Below are 14,063 nucleotides of genomic sequence, written 5' to 3'. Positions count from 1 at the left end.
TAACCCCCCTACTCTTCTTCCAAGGCTTCGGCGATAAAGCGCGGGAAATCTTCACCCAGCTTGTCACTATGAGCATCAAATACGTCAAAAAAGTTTTTAGCCACTGTCACTTTATAATCACGTTTTTTATCGGTCGGATCTATCAGACCATGGGCATTACGGATTAATTGTTTCATACGGGATTTAGCCGGCCCAATACGCACCGGCAACTCAGGGGATAGTGTCTGCCTGATCTTATAATTCTTGAAATCAAATAACCGGGCGTCTAATAATGGCGGCATGGCATCCATAAAGCGTGGTAGATATTCTAAATAGCTTCCAACACTGTTATTGTCCGTATCTTTTAACCAGCCCGTAAGGTTTCGCATAGCACAACTATAGGCAAAGCTTGCGTCAAGCGGGACTATCGGTTCTTTTATCGGAATCTCTATGTCTATAATTGAATCTGGGAGCCAAGTATCACCCCAAAAGTTCCAAACATAATAGGCATCATCTTGAGGGTGAGCATACTCCCCAATCCTCCCCTCCAATAAAGCTTGTTGCAAGTCAGCAACCTGGTAAGGCTTTAATGGGTTGTCTTTAAAATAACTAAAGTAGTCTTTCCAGCCGGCAATCGTCTTCTTTGGATACAGCGCAAGGTTGCCAACATGATGAGGCTCAACTTTACGCCAATCAGTTTCATCAAATCCGTTATAGAAAAACGCCTTATCTTTTTGATTATAAACTTCCGCTCTTCCATCTTCCCGCTTAGAGACCTCAATTCTTTCCCACTGAGCATTTCTTTCGGTTTTAAACTGGTAATTCTCGAACATTTTAGCCTTCTAAGATAAATTCTTCAGATGCTTCTTTTATTAATTCAGAGCCTACGTCTTCGAGCGCCCCTTGAGCGGCATCAAAACTGCAGTGGCAAACAACATTTTTGGACACCCATCAAACATAAAGTATAAACCACCAACACCATTGACAAAAGAGCGCAAGTCCACAAAACACTGGATATTCCCCCCATATCAATACGTTTACAGTCGATAACTCTACCGCGAAGCACCCAAATATCTCTTGGCGCAACGCCTTATTACCACTGCCTATCCCGCTAAGTACAGCGAGCATTCCTCTGCGGCCGGGATAGTGTATCCGGCGAGAACCGACGCAAGTGGATTGAAAATCGTATGCATAATTTGGCTGAGATTTTTGCCCTGGACCTTGCCACCTATACAGTAATGAGCAACCACTAACATGTGGCACTCTACATTGACAAAAACTCTGCCGATAAGTGGTCTCTTTTTGAGGTGATTGATCGCTAGCAAAAATATTCAAGGCCTCTAATTTGGCCCGGCGCTATCTAAACGGCCATAGTTTGAACGCTACGAGCTTAAGACACTAGATCATGTCGCTTCGATATGGCGAGAACGCTTAACAGGTGTCAGCCGGTTCATGCGCTGTTTAAACGAGCCTATCGCTTACCAAGCTAATGCTGAAGACAAGTGCACGGGTCGCTGGAGCCTTAGCCAGTAAAGCTTCCCCCAACAATCTCTCTACAGGTCGTATCGCCCAGCAACAACCGGGCACTCTTAATGTAAACAAATTATTTAATATAATATTAGTTAATTATACTTTTAAACAACAAGATAGATTAAGGCTCTATAGAGCGCACTCAAATAGGACAAATCCTCTTCAAACACACGACAACCCCACTTAAAAAGAAAATATATTTTAATATAATTTTTATATAGCAATTAGACTGCAAACTTCACATGAACTTATAGCCTTAAATGCAAAATGACATTAGACTTGAACCAATAAACCTCAGAAATTAACCATTCAAAATTGCAGTAAGCCATCATGATTGACCGACGACTATTTATTAAGATGAGTTCCCTTTTGTTCGGAGGCTCCTTATTCGCAAAAAAAACATTAGCCACACAGAGCTTAGCCTATAGCTCGCTTCACATGCCTGATGAAAGTGGCCAACACAAAAGAACATGGATGGCTTTTGTTGCAAACAATTACATTTGGTCACACAAGCAAATTCCTGAGGTGAAAAGAAATCTGGCATTAATTGCGAATACAATTGCCAATTATGAGCCTGTATCTATCCTGGTGAGCAGAAAGGACTTACATGAAGCGAAAACACTACTGGATTTAGATGGTTCAAATTATGAAATTGAGCTACACACTTTTGAAATCGATGACTTGTGGCTCCGTGACACTGCCCCTATCTTCGTAAGATCCAGCTATGGAGAAAAAATCGCTTTAAACTTCAATTTCAATGGTTGGGGCAACAAACAGGAGCACTCACTAGACAAACATGTCGCCAAGTATATCGCTAATCGATCTGGAGCAATCCATGAGAGAGCAAATATCGTACTGGAGGGTGGATGCTTTGAGGTCGACGGCAATGGCACCGCCATAATGACTGAGAGCTGTATTCTCAATGAGAATCGCAATCCAGGATGGTCAAAGTCTGATATTGAGGAGGAACTCAAGGTACTACTCGGTTTACGGAAGATTATTTGGCTCAAAGGTATTAAGGGCAAGGATATCACAGATGGCCATACCGATTTTTATGCACGCTTTATTAAGCCAGGTGAAGTGATAGTTAGCCGAGATAATTATCAATCCTCCTATGACTATTGGGTTACTCGTGAAAACATCAAAACATTAAGCAATAGTGTCGACGCAGATGAAAACCCACTTAAACTACACATTTTGGATACGCCAGAAATTATTAACGAAAGATTTGGCACTAGAGACTTTGCCGCAGGCTATATTGGTTACTATATTTGTAACGGTGCAATAATCTCTCAAAAATTTGGTGATAAAAACGCAGACGCGAAAGCCAGAGCTATTTTACAAGGCGCCTTTCCAAATCATAATATTGAGCAAATAGCAGTTGATGGAATTGCCTCTGGTGGTGGCAGTATTCATTGTTCTACACAACAAGAAATTGTTATTTAAGGATCAAGTTACTAGACGCTCATCAAACGTAAAGTATAGATCGCTAACATTATTGATAAAGGAGCACAAATCTGCAAAACACTAATACTCGTACAGCCGATGACTCTACCGCGAAGCACCCAGATATCTCTTGACGCAAACCTTATTACCACTGCGTATCCCGCTGTGTACGGCGAGCATTTCTTTATGGTCGGAATAGTGTATCCAGGAAAGATTACGAGCATCGACGCGAGTGAATTGAAAATCGCATGCATAATTTGACTGAGGTTTTGCCCTGGATCTTGCCTCCTATGCAATAATGAGCAATCATTACCAAGTGGTACTCTACATTGATAAAAAAACTGCTGATAAGTGGTCTCTTTTCGAGGTGATTGATCGCTGGCAAAGAATATTCAAGGCCCCTAATTTGGCCCAGCGCTATCTAAACAGCGATACTCTTGATCCTTGCGAGTCTATCGCTGAAGATAAGTGCACGGAGCACATCTGAGAAGGACGCGTTAAATCCCAAGCTTTATTGAATGAAAAGGCTCTTGCCGCCTGTGTGGGCTATATCGACCTCAAACTCATCCGAGCCAATATGGCAAAAACTTCAGAAAATCCTGATCACACTCCCATTTTACAGCGTATTCGTGCAGTAATCTTAGAAGTGCAACCCAAAAAGCTACTGCCACTTGTAGGCGGTGAGCGACAGAATATGCCTAAAGCGCTTCCTTTTCGGCTGGATCACTATTTAGAGCTAGTTAATCGGAGCGGACGGCATCTAGCCCCCAGTAAGCGCAGAGCCATTGATGAAAATACTCCTCCCATACTCGAGCGGCTGGATATTCCACCAAGGCACTGGCTTTATCTCAGCCGTAATTTTGAAAGCCGCTTCAAACGTTTGGCAGGGTCTGCTGAGGCCGTACGACACGCTTGCAGGTGACTCAATAAAACTAGGTACGCAGCATAGGCGATTCTCAGCTACACCTTTCTGCAACACCCTGCTAGCCCCCCCGATTCTCTCGATGCTGTTTTCCATACTTGCCCATAACCGCAGTTTTCCTAAGGCCAGCATTGACCTTCAGCACTTCATCTCAACTTAACTAGGGAGCCTCTGAATAACTACGTAATACCTCAGCGGGTCTTGAAGGCTGCAGATGTTAGGCGCAGCTCGCCGCGAATGGCCGTAGCCCTTTGCAAGAGCTGCAACGCAGCAGATGCGGCCTTCAAGGCCCGCCCTTCGGGGCTTGCAGAGCGATTCACACTCCGCGTTGCGACTTCTTGAAAGGCCTAGACATTCCTGCGAAGCCGCGCCTTGATTGTGAACCACTCTGCATGCCAGAGACATCACGGAGTTATTCAGAGGCTCCCTAGCAAACAGAAAGAAATAGATACTGGGGTTAGCGCTAGCAACACTGTTAACGCCTTTCTCCAATCTATGGGTGTCCAGAATAATTTCTAATTTCCGATCGCCTGATTACCTTTGGAGGCTAAGCATGAGTACTAAATCATTGGCCCTATGCCGCACCGCCCCCTACGGCAATGCCCTGGCGAGGGAAGGTATCGAAGCCGTACTGGCAGCGGCCGCGATGGAACAGGACATGGACCTGCTATTTCTCGGCGATGGGGTATTCCAGTTGCTGGACCAGCAATCACCTGCGGATATCGGCCAGAAAAGCCTGCGACGCAATTTGCAGGCTCTGCCGATGTTTGGCATTGAACAGTTTTTCGTTTGTGAGAAAAGCCTTGCTGAACGCAATATCACCCTGGAGCAGATCCAGGTTGCCGGCGCCGAGACTAAAGCCGCTAAAGATACCGGCTCACTGATCAGCGCCTATCCCACTGTATTGAGCTTCTGATATGACTTTGCATATTGTTAGTAAATCCCCTTATACCAGCAGTGCCCTTAAGGAATGCCTGGGTGCTTTTACTCAGGATGACTCGCTCCTGCTTATTGAAGATGGTGTCTATGCGCTGAGGCACAAGGCTCTGGAAACGGTGCCAAGTACTCAAGTTTTCTGCCTTGAAGCAGACACCGCTGCCCGTGGCCAGCAGCAACTTGCAGCAAATATGGATAAAGTGGAAATGATCGATGATGCGCGCTGGGTACAGCTCTGTACCCAGCATCAACCCATAGTCAGCTGGTTTCGGTAACAAAAAATGAGCAACCTAGTAGTCAATGGCCAGAAAATCCCTTTGGACAAGGAGGGTTACCTGCGCAACCTCAGCGACTGGAGCCGGGACGCCGCCCTTCAGCTAGCCAATGCTGAGGGCATCGAGTTAACCGAGGAACACTGGCAAGTTATTGAGCTGTTACAAGAATTCTACCGCGAGTTTGAACTCTCCCCCGCGATGCGCCCGCTGGTGAAATATATTGGCCAGCATCTAGGCGCAGAAAAGGGCCGCAGTATCTATTTGATGCAACTTTTCCCCCCAAGCCCAGCAAGGGTGGCCAGTAAAGTTGCCGGCTTACCTAAACCAACTAATTGCCTGTAAATTTCTCCGCCGGCCAGGCGCACTTTGAAACAGCCTGGTCAATTTCCCCTCTAAATATCCGGCTGACCGCCCCCATCAATCACCTGCTCTAGACTCTGGTAGAAGCGTAATCTATCGCTCTCAATTTTAAATCTCACCAGGAGTCATCCAATGTTAAAGCTGCGCTTTGGAATAGTCGGCAGTGGCGCAATTGCCGACTTTACCTGCAAGGCAATCAGTCGTGCTAACAATGCCTGCCTCTCATCCGTTGCCAGCAGACGGTATTCGCAAGCCAAGGAGTTTGCCCATGAGCATCAAATTCCCAATACCTACGAGGATTGGAAATCCCTGCTAGAAGCGCAAGATTCGGATGCCATTTACGTGGCTAGCCCCACCACCAGCCGCGAGGAAATCTGCCTCTCGGCACTGGCCAACCATAAGCATCTTCTCTGCGAAAAACCTTTTCTCAATACTGCCTCGGTCGACAAAATTGCCGCCAAGGCTCAGTCTGAAGAATTGGCATTTATGGATGCCACACATTTCACCCATCACCCCCGCACTGCCAAGATTATTCAGCGGCAAAAAAATTATCTGGGCCAAGTTAATAGAGTTCACAGCGCCTTTTTTATCCCAATGATGGACCGCGACAATATTCGCTTCAATTCACAAAAAGAACCCACTGGCGCAATCGGGGATATCGGCTGGTACAACATGCGTGCAATCGTCGAATATATGCGCCCTACAGGAGCAATAAAGACAATTTCAGGAGCGATAAAGCGGGACTCACAAACAGGGACCATTATAAGCGGTGCGGGCCTGATTGAATTTGCCAGCGAGCAGACTTCAACTTTTGAGTTCGGCTATGACTCAGGCGTTTGGCAAATGGACCTGGACATTCTGGGAGAAAGCGGCCTAATCCAGCTAGACGACTTTGTACTCGACTGGAGAGACAGCGCTGCCTTTTACAATCCTGAATATACGCCAGAGTTTGTGGTTCGCCGAGGTCAGGCACCGCCAGATAAGTTCGAACACCAACAAGTCCCAATAGAGCAATCGCAGGCGGTACAAATGATCGAAAACTTCTGCTGCTTAACAGGACCAGATAAGCAAGTTGACCGTATCCAGGCTATCGAGAGGGCCCGCGCAACCCAGTCATTGATCGACCAATACTGTCAGGCAGTTGGCGTAGCCGTCTAGCTATCGCCACCAACGCGCCGTATTGAATCAGATATGCAGGATAACGTGCCGAGCCCCGTGGTGATGGCGGTGCTCCCAAAGGTAGATCCCCTGCCAGGTACCCAGCATCAAACGCCCCTTTTGCACTGGAATGGACAAGCTGGTCGCGGTAAGGCTGCACTTGATATGAGCCGGCATATCATCTGGCCCTTCAAGGGTATGGGTATAAAGCGAGTCATTTTCCGGCACCAGTCGATTGAGCCAGTTCTCAAGGTCACGGCGCGCACTGGGGTCGGCATTCTCCTGGATCAGTAAGCTTGCAGAGGTGTGCTGTATAAAAAGTGTACACAACCCCTCATCGAGAGCCTGCTTACTGACCCAATCAACTACACTGCCGGTAAACTCGTGAAGCCCCTGCCCATGAACCGGAATTTTTATCTCACCTATTGCCATACGGTTTCCTATATAATTCGCGCCCGCTTTTTGTACTGACACCGCATTGTAATATGGCACTGTACCGCGTTAATACTGACGACTACCCACAACAGCTTCAAGACAAGGCCGAGCGCCTGCAAGAGGCTTACAGCAAGTTCACTGACCTGGAGCCGGAACTCTTCCCCTCCCCGCCCATTCACTACCGCCTGCGCGCCGAATTCAAGGTGTGGCATGAGGGAGGTGTAGCCAATTACGCCATGTACCGCCAGGGTGAGTACAAGAAGCCCTTTATCATCAATGAATTTACCGTCGGCTCTGAGCTGATGAATCAGTTGATGCCGAAGGTGCTGGCTGCTGTCAATAATAGCGAAGTCCTGCGCAAGCGCCTGTTCTCCGCCGAGTTTCTTACCACGCTGAATGGTGATGCGCTGATTACGCTGATCTACCACAAGAAACTGGATGAGACCTGGGAGCAGGAAGCCAAAGCACTACAGGCACAGCTAGGATTCCCGATTTTGGGGCGCTCACGCAAGCAAAAAGTGGTTTTGGAGCGTGACTTCGTTACCGAGAAACTAGATATCGATGAGAAAACTTACCAGTACAAACAGGTGGAAGGTAGCTTTACCCAACCCAATGGAGAGATCTGTCGCTCCATGATCCAGTGGGCGAGAAGTGCCTGCGGAGATAGTGATAGCGATCTGCTGGAGCTCTACTGTGGCAATGGCAATTTCACCATCCCGCTCAGTGAGAAATTCCGTAAGGTCCTGGCCACTGAAATCTCCAAGGTATCGGTAAATTCCGCCCAGGAGAATATCGCCAACAACCAGATCACCAACCTGGATATCGTACGCCTGTCCAGTGAAGAGTTTACCCAGGCGATCGATAAGGTACGCCCCTTTCGCCGACTTAAGGATATAGACCTTGATAGCTACGACTTCTCCACCGTCCTGGTTGATCCTCCTCGAGCGGGCCTGGATGAAGACACCTGTGCGATGGTCGCCCGCTTCCCGAGAATCCTGTATATCTCCTGCAATCCGGAAACCCAATTGGAAAACCTGGAGTCGCTGACCAAAACCCATCGCATTGAACGATTTGCTCTGTTTGATCAGTTCCCTTATACAGATCATACGGAAACCGGGTTATTGCTAGTGAGGAAGTAGTGCCTCACTAGCTGAAGGCCTCCAGCATTCTGATCCTATTGAACGCTGGAGCCCTTCCTAAGTCCATTTATAAAATCACCATAAAGATTCAAAGCTCAGCAATACAAGTAGCTATTAAAAACTATACTCATTTCTCGATATTATCTGAGCCGAAGAGATTTCGGCTTACTTTCCAAACGATGAGCACCATTAAATAATCTACACACCCTGCTCAAGTCATTGCTGTATTAATCAATGGCCAAAACCAGCCACTCCAATAAGCTTGGGCTTTTTATACGAAGCAGGCTCGACGTAGCGATGCTCAATGTTCGACAACCATTCATAAAAAAGTACGGCTCACCTTTCAATATACATAACACCTTCGCGTATAAAAAATTAATTATCAAGACTTAGGGAGCCTCTGAATAACTCCGTGATACCTCTGGCATGCAGAGCGGTTCACAATCAAGGCGCGGCTTCGCAGGAATGTCTAGACCTTTCAAGAAGTCGCAACGCGGAGTGTGAATCGCTCTGCAAGCCCCGAAGGGCGGGCCTTAAAGGCCACAGCTGCTGCGTTGCAGCTCTTGCAAAGGACTACGGCCATTCACGGCGAGCTGCGCCTAACATCTGCAGCCTTCAAGACCCGCAGAGGCATTACGGAGTTATTCAGAGGCTCCTTAGAGCGTGACACCTAGTGCTGGTGAGTTTGTTAATTAATAAAAAACACCCAAGGGAATAAAGGTAACTGTGGGTAGAAAACTAAATACCAAACTTTAAACAACTATTTTTAGTTGTACCAAATCTTACACAAGACCTAAGATTAACTGTTTAACGCACCCAGCATCACAACTGACACACGATATCAATCTATAAGCCAGACCTATTAAATACACCGATCTAAATCACAGACATAAGGTGCGCCTTATCACATACTTCATGCGAAGTAAAACAGAAAGCTGAGAACAAGCTCATATCGCTGTCCTTTTTAACTTAAATTCATCCCTTCTGGACGCAGCATAACGATGCACATAAAAAATATAACTATTATGTCGCCCTACAAATCAAGCTAGAAAATTCATTCCCAACATTAGCCAAGAGCAATCATCACCAAAAAACAGCAGCACATACAAACAAAAGGACACACACTAAAAATAATAGTTAAATTATTTTTACCCCGAACCAAGCACACTTAACAAGAATTTTGAAATTCTCCTTTTGAATTAAAGAAAAAGTTCATTTCATCACTATTACTATATATAGCTGTTGATAAAACGAGAAATATATGGATCCGTATTTCAAGAAAACAATCAATCCACTGGCAAAAATCTATTTAACAGCATTTTTCGCCTTATTCATAATGGTATTGTCCGGATGTGGTGGTGGAGGCGGGGATAATAGCTCTGATGAAGACCCCACAGAAGCTACCCCCAACTCTCAGGGCAACGGCTCCACTGATGAAACACCGACTTCAAGCGGTGACCCGGATGAGTCCGACGAAGAGACACCAAATTCAAACAGTGATCCAGCTGAGTCCGATAAAGAGGTTGGACAAAACATTGCAGGTAGTGGAACTATCTCTTCCAGTTCTGGCAACGGGGTCCTTGCCATTGATGACCTAAGAAGGACACTTTGGGAAAGTGGTGATACTGCCAACACATCAAGCCTCACCCTTGACCTTAAATCTACACACTTGCTCAGCAAAGTGGTCATAGACTGGGGCGACCACAACGCAAAATCTTACGAGGTACTGGGCTCAAGCGACGGCACAACATGGACCACCCTGGCAACAGCTGATTCAGGAGAATATGGCCAACGCATTGATTCTCACCTAATTGGTGGAGAGTATCGCTATATCCAGCTAAACGGAACTGAACTCAGTGAGGGGAGTTCGCAATATAGTTTGTGGGAACTGATGGTTTTTGATCGTGCGGCAGAGGAAATTAATCAAACCGCGTCCATAGAATATACCCCTCTATTTGATACTGAGCAGCCAGAAGAAGAGTCTCAACACTGGTATATTCAGGAAGATGGCACCATTGTAACACTGGCAAGTGGCCGAGCACGTCTGCGACATGAATCCGAAGATAGTTTTTACGAGTTCCCGACCTTCTACTTTGAACACAGAACCTTTGGCATAGAGATTCACGACCATACGCCCGCCGGTGAGAACCTGATTGAGATCTTTTACTCTGCCGAATACGCGCTTTATCGGCCACCCGAATGCCGCTCCTCTTATTCAAATGAACACCGCGCTGACTTTAATAGCAACGCCAGATTTGATGAAACCCCTTACCGGGAAGCTGATGAAGATGGGAGAGGCCAAGTCTGGGTATGTCGTATCACCTACGATGCTCACGATGGTGATGACGGGCAGCTGGAAGTCGGCGAATGGATGGAGGTGGAGTTTCAGCAATTCATTGGCATTGAGGAGGGCGATGAGAATGTCAGTGGGCAGACAGTTTACTACACAGACACCTACCGCATTCTCCTGGGCCAACCCGGTATTCATATGGTTGCAGACCTGGAAACTGAGACCGCTGTTGAAAGTGCCGGTGAAGCAACCGCAGCATACATCAGGGCTACTGACCCGGTACCCGCTTCAGAAGTCATTTCAGTAAATACTGACGATAATACTCTTACCTACTACGCAGGCAGCGATGGTAAATGGGCAACGGCTTCCGACGCTGATGCCGTTGAAGTCACCTACCCAATACTGGATGGTATTGATGTCTATGATACTTACATCGTGGATAGCGGAATCGCCGACTGGACAGCCTACTTCAGAGAAGCCCTCAACATCCAGTGGGAGACACACAACGAGTTTCTAGATGGTCGCAGGATATTCCACACCCGGTTTAATACCGGAGAGCACGAGGAACTCGGGAACCCAGACTTCAACCAAATGGCAAACCTATCAGCAGGCTTAACCATTGAGCAATCATGTCTGGCGTGCCATATCAATAACGGCCGGGGCCCGGCCCCCTCAGAGGCTAGTGTTCCCAATTCGATGGTCTTTAAGCTGTCGTCCGGTGCAATAACCCAAGCAGGACAACCCCTGCCAAACCACTACTTTGGCCCTGTCCTCCAAACCCATTCACTCAATAGTGACATAGCCCCAGAAGGATCTATTCAAGTCACCTATAGCCCCATTCAAGGTAGCTATGCCAATGGGGATAGCTACACCCTACAGTCCCCCACTTATGTAGTAACAACCAATGAAGGTGAAAACACATCCGCTGATTACTTTTCGCCACGTATGCCACAAAACATCACTGGCTTGGGCTTACTTGAGGCGGTTGACGAAACAGAAATCCTTGAGTGGCACGACCCTAACGATTCCAATAGCGATGGTATCTCTGGGCGAGTATCACTGGTCGATACGGGCTCAACACCTCTTCCCCAGGTAGGACGCTTTGGCTGGAAGGCTACCCAACCGAGCTTGCGCAGCTTCTCAGCAGATGCGTTGAACAATGATATTGGCGTGAACACAGCACTGGAACCCAATGCAAACTGTGGTATCGAACAGCTGGAATGTAAAAAGCACAGTAATCACAACGAAGAGCTCACTGATTCTCACCTGGACGACCTAACTACTTATCTTCAGGCACTGGGCGCACCGCCCAGAAATCCCGATTTAATCAATGAATCCATCGTGGCTCAGGGTGAAGCTCTATTTGAATCGATCAACTGCTCATCCTGTCACCGGCCAGAGATGAACACCAATCACGCTCACCCTCTTGAGGAGTTGAGAGGCAAGGTCATTCGCCCCTATACAGACTTACTCCTGCATGATATGGGCGAAGGTTTGGCAGACAACTTGACAATTAGCGCGGAGTACAACCGCGAGTGGAGAACGCCTCCCTTATGGGGATTGGGTGTTAATAGCGCAGTGAATGGTCACAGTAATTTGTTGCATGATGGTCGCGCCCGGTCTATTGAAGAAGCCATTCTCTGGCACGGGGGAGAAGCTGCTGAGAGCCAACAGAACTATATTGATCTGTCGGCTTCAGAGCGAAACTCGCTACTCAAGTTCTTACAGTCGCTGTAAACCATAACCTAACCAATCACAAGGGTATCCAGCTAAGGTCATAGCTTGCTGGATACCTTTCTGGTGGAGATATACGTTATTGTTCACAGGAAAAATTCAAAGCTTTTACAGAAACGTCCATCCGCAAATAACGTGTTCTATTTTTATCAAAACTTAAAAAATCGATTCAGTAGCAATGGTGCGGCAAGCCTGCACTCTGCCAAAAAGACCTAGGCGCGTGGCTCGCGAAATTACAGCCGGTTAATGCTCCTCCCTCTTCAACTGAGTTATAACCGATTAATCGTTATACAACGACTACCATCTCTTCTGAGTGCTCGGCACCTCCAAAATCGATTAAATATTGGAGGTAGACGTATACACTTCCCTTTTTACTTGGATGACAGTTTAGAAATGGAGCCGTTGAGCTTAGTTACAAGGAAGTTAAACTAGTTTTCAACAGCCGGCATTAATAGCGCACTATTAAGACTCGCCATGATGGTTTCCCATCTCTTTTTCGCAGTTTCTTGTAATGCTTTTTTCTGAGGCCCGTCCATAAAATCCTGCTTGTGCTTACTTAGACGGGTGTAGTGCAGGGCTATTACCTCATATTTCTTATTGTCCTTGAATGCCTGGTAAACACTTTCGACATTCTCAAAACTGTCATCAATGAAGATAATGTTGGAAATTAGGTAGTGCTCACTACTATTAGCCGAAGAATTGTAGGATCGCAGCAAGCAGTCAAGCATAAAACCTTTATCTTGCCCGGCTAAGTACATAATACCTTGCCGATAGCTTACTGGCCTTGCCTCACTTAAATCACAGGGCTTAAACGGACTTGCAAGGCTAAATTGATTATTTGGACTGAAGTTGAGAGTATTTGACCGAATAAGCTCTAATAAATTTTGGTAGGACGTATTCGGGGTTGGCAAGCGTTTGAACTGTCTCTCGGTAGCTGAAACATCTGCATCGCCCCTTGCAGTTTCAACCATCAATCGCACCCCACTTTGCCTCAAACTGTCAAGTACCGGCACAATATTGTCATCTGTATATACCATATTGCTCACAGAGAAGAGCAAACCGGATATATTAATCAACTCCTCTTTTGTTTTTGCCACAAGGAAACCTGAATTAGGATCGGTTTCCAATAAAGTTTCTTGCCATGAGTACCAAGCTGCGCCACCAAGATATTGACATTGAGACTTTTCAGCGCAAGGCATCATACTCAAGGTGTCATCATTATCCATAACCAGTAACGTATTTATTGGGGTGGCTGATTCTTCAATTATATTCTGGACGTCCTCAAAGCTGTTCACCTCTTTCTTAATAGCACCGGCAGACACACAATGGGAAGCCACAATTAAAACAATCGAATACAGTAGAGAATTAAACTTGCTCATAAAATAAATTCCTTTTTACTTACCTTGACTATTAACACAAAAAAGTGAATGGTTTTGGCGTAGCTGGAGACAGAGACTGTACTGGCATGATGCCTAGACTAGATAGTACTTAACTTGTGCCCCTGAAAAATAGCAATTTATCATTCAGAGCCAGAAAAACAGAAAATCGAATCAAGTTCTGAGGGGGGTACCAAATAGGAAGCGTAAGCCGCCAGCTCTATTAGCAAAGAAATAATACTTAATCTGTGAATAATTTGAACAGAGCTTCATATTGTTGTCGTACAATACAACCACCAGCCCCTTAAAAGATATACTTTTCCCAAACCCGGATATTAGATTCTGCTATTAGCGGCATAAATTTGCCCCTCCCCCAACTCGGCATGCTGATAATTCGGCACGCCGGGTGCTTCTAAATAAGCTACTTCCCATTAAGCGAATCTGCGATCCAAATTCAAGGCACCACAGCCCCGACAGTGTTTT

13 protein-coding genes are annotated in these 14,063 nt (G+C 46.3%); 9 read left to right on the top strand and 4 right to left on the bottom strand.

Annotated features, from left to right (window positions below):
- Positions 1–8: 8 nt before the first annotated feature.
- Positions 9–812, bottom strand: a complete 804-nt coding sequence (locus ACJJIQ_RS05920; protein ID WP_445364006.1) for a hypothetical protein — start codon at positions 810–812, stop codon at positions 9–11.
- 1,027 nt (positions 813–1,839) lie between these two features.
- On the opposite strand from ACJJIQ_RS05920, the gene ACJJIQ_RS05915 reads away from it, so the two are divergent.
- Both ACJJIQ_RS05915 and ACJJIQ_RS05910 read left to right on the top strand, forming a co-directional pair.
- Complete coding sequence (locus tag ACJJIQ_RS05915; RefSeq protein WP_445364005.1) at positions 1,840–2,955, top strand: agmatine deiminase family protein; 1,116 nt, start codon at positions 1,840–1,842, stop codon at positions 2,953–2,955.
- 577 nt (positions 2,956–3,532) lie between these two features.
- Positions 3,533–3,877, top strand: a complete 345-nt coding sequence (locus ACJJIQ_RS05910; protein WP_445364004.1) for a hypothetical protein — start codon at positions 3,533–3,535, stop codon at positions 3,875–3,877.
- A 191-nt stretch (positions 3,878–4,068) separates the two neighbouring features.
- Here ACJJIQ_RS05910 and ACJJIQ_RS05905 read toward each other — a convergent pair whose 3' ends face one another.
- A complete protein-coding gene (locus ACJJIQ_RS05905; RefSeq protein ID WP_445364003.1) occupies positions 4,069–4,197 on the bottom strand; it encodes a hypothetical protein in 129 nt (42 codons plus the stop codon).
- 233 nt (positions 4,198–4,430) lie between these two features.
- Here ACJJIQ_RS05905 and tusC point away from each other — a divergent pair, with 233 nt between their 5' ends.
- The 4 genes from tusC to ACJJIQ_RS05885 all read left to right on the top strand — a co-directional run bounded on the left by tusC (position 4,431) and on the right by ACJJIQ_RS05885 (position 6,606).
- On the top strand, positions 4,431–4,793 hold the full coding sequence (tusC, locus tag ACJJIQ_RS05900; RefSeq protein ID WP_445364002.1) for a sulfurtransferase complex subunit TusC: 363 nt from the start codon (positions 4,431–4,433) through the stop codon (positions 4,791–4,793).
- Position 4,794: 1 nt separating this feature from the next.
- Positions 4,795–5,088 carry a sulfurtransferase complex subunit TusB gene (gene tusB, locus ACJJIQ_RS05895; RefSeq protein ID WP_445364001.1) on the top strand — a complete coding sequence of 98 codons (294 nt, stop codon included), beginning with the start codon at positions 4,795–4,797 and terminating at the stop codon, positions 5,086–5,088.
- Positions 5,089–5,094: 6 nt separating this feature from the next.
- Positions 5,095–5,430 carry a TusE/DsrC/DsvC family sulfur relay protein gene (locus tag ACJJIQ_RS05890; protein ID WP_445364000.1) on the top strand — a complete coding sequence of 112 codons (336 nt, stop codon included), beginning with the start codon at positions 5,095–5,097 and terminating at the stop codon, positions 5,428–5,430.
- Between the two features lie 150 nt (positions 5,431–5,580).
- Positions 5,581–6,606 carry a Gfo/Idh/MocA family protein gene (locus tag ACJJIQ_RS05885; RefSeq protein WP_445363999.1) on the top strand — a complete coding sequence of 342 codons (1,026 nt, stop codon included), beginning with the start codon at positions 5,581–5,583 and terminating at the stop codon, positions 6,604–6,606.
- Positions 6,607–6,633: 27 nt separating this feature from the next.
- Here ACJJIQ_RS05885 and ACJJIQ_RS05880 read toward each other — a convergent pair whose 3' ends face one another.
- Positions 6,634–7,038 (bottom strand): secondary thiamine-phosphate synthase enzyme YjbQ, encoded by a 405-nt coding sequence (locus ACJJIQ_RS05880; protein WP_413662383.1) that lies wholly within the window; start codon positions 7,036–7,038, stop codon positions 6,634–6,636.
- 53 nt (positions 7,039–7,091) lie between these two features.
- Between ACJJIQ_RS05880 and trmA the strand changes: the two genes are divergently transcribed.
- From trmA to ACJJIQ_RS05865, 3 genes are all read left to right on the top strand, one after another.
- Positions 7,092–8,180 carry a tRNA (uridine(54)-C5)-methyltransferase TrmA gene (trmA, locus tag ACJJIQ_RS05875; protein ID WP_445363998.1) on the top strand — a complete coding sequence of 363 codons (1,089 nt, stop codon included), beginning with the start codon at positions 7,092–7,094 and terminating at the stop codon, positions 8,178–8,180.
- Between the two features lie 500 nt (positions 8,181–8,680).
- Entirely contained in the window at positions 8,681–8,854 is a 174-nt protein-coding gene (locus ACJJIQ_RS05870) for a hypothetical protein (RefSeq protein ID WP_445363997.1), read from the top strand.
- Positions 8,855–9,441: 587 nt separating this feature from the next.
- Positions 9,442–12,207, top strand: coding sequence for a di-heme oxidoredictase family protein (locus ACJJIQ_RS05865; RefSeq protein WP_445363996.1), 2,766 nt, complete (start codon positions 9,442–9,444; stop codon positions 12,205–12,207).
- 425 nt (positions 12,208–12,632) lie between these two features.
- On the opposite strand, the gene ACJJIQ_RS05860 is transcribed toward ACJJIQ_RS05865, so the two are convergent.
- Positions 12,633–13,583, bottom strand: a complete 951-nt coding sequence (locus ACJJIQ_RS05860) for a DUF2608 domain-containing protein (protein ID WP_282932393.1) — start codon at positions 13,581–13,583, stop codon at positions 12,633–12,635.
- Between the last annotated feature and the right edge of the window lie 480 nt (positions 13,584–14,063).

The sequence above is a fragment of the Microbulbifer maximicatervae (SeqCode) genome, from assembly GCF_052468295.1.
The sequence above is the reverse complement of the archived record's forward strand: the minus strand, read 5'-3'. Positions and strand labels throughout refer to the sequence as shown.

Bases quoted from the DNA above. Each gene is read 5' to 3' on its own strand.
- ACJJIQ_RS05920 (WP_445364006.1), bottom strand. From the start codon at position 812: ATGTTCGAGAATTACCAGTTTAAAACCGAAAGAAATGCTCAGTGGGAA.
- ACJJIQ_RS05915 (WP_445364005.1), top strand. From the start codon at position 1,840: ATGATTGACCGACGACTATTTATTAAGATGAGTTCCCTTTTGTTCGGA.
- ACJJIQ_RS05910 (WP_445364004.1), top strand. From the start codon at position 3,533: ATGGCAAAAACTTCAGAAAATCCTGATCACACTCCCATTTTACAGCGT.
- tusC (WP_445364002.1), top strand. From the start codon at position 4,431: ATGAGTACTAAATCATTGGCCCTATGCCGCACCGCCCCCTACGGCAAT.
- tusB (WP_445364001.1), top strand. From the start codon at position 4,795: ATGACTTTGCATATTGTTAGTAAATCCCCTTATACCAGCAGTGCCCTT.
- ACJJIQ_RS05890 (WP_445364000.1), top strand. From the start codon at position 5,095: ATGAGCAACCTAGTAGTCAATGGCCAGAAAATCCCTTTGGACAAGGAG.
- ACJJIQ_RS05885 (WP_445363999.1), top strand. From the start codon at position 5,581: ATGTTAAAGCTGCGCTTTGGAATAGTCGGCAGTGGCGCAATTGCCGAC.
- ACJJIQ_RS05880 (WP_413662383.1), bottom strand. From the start codon at position 7,038: ATGGCAATAGGTGAGATAAAAATTCCGGTTCATGGGCAGGGGCTTCAC.
- trmA (WP_445363998.1), top strand. From the start codon at position 7,092: ATGGCACTGTACCGCGTTAATACTGACGACTACCCACAACAGCTTCAA.
- ACJJIQ_RS05865 (WP_445363996.1), top strand. From the start codon at position 9,442: ATGGATCCGTATTTCAAGAAAACAATCAATCCACTGGCAAAAATCTAT.
- ACJJIQ_RS05860 (WP_282932393.1), bottom strand. From the start codon at position 13,583: ATGAGCAAGTTTAATTCTCTACTGTATTCGATTGTTTTAATTGTGGCT.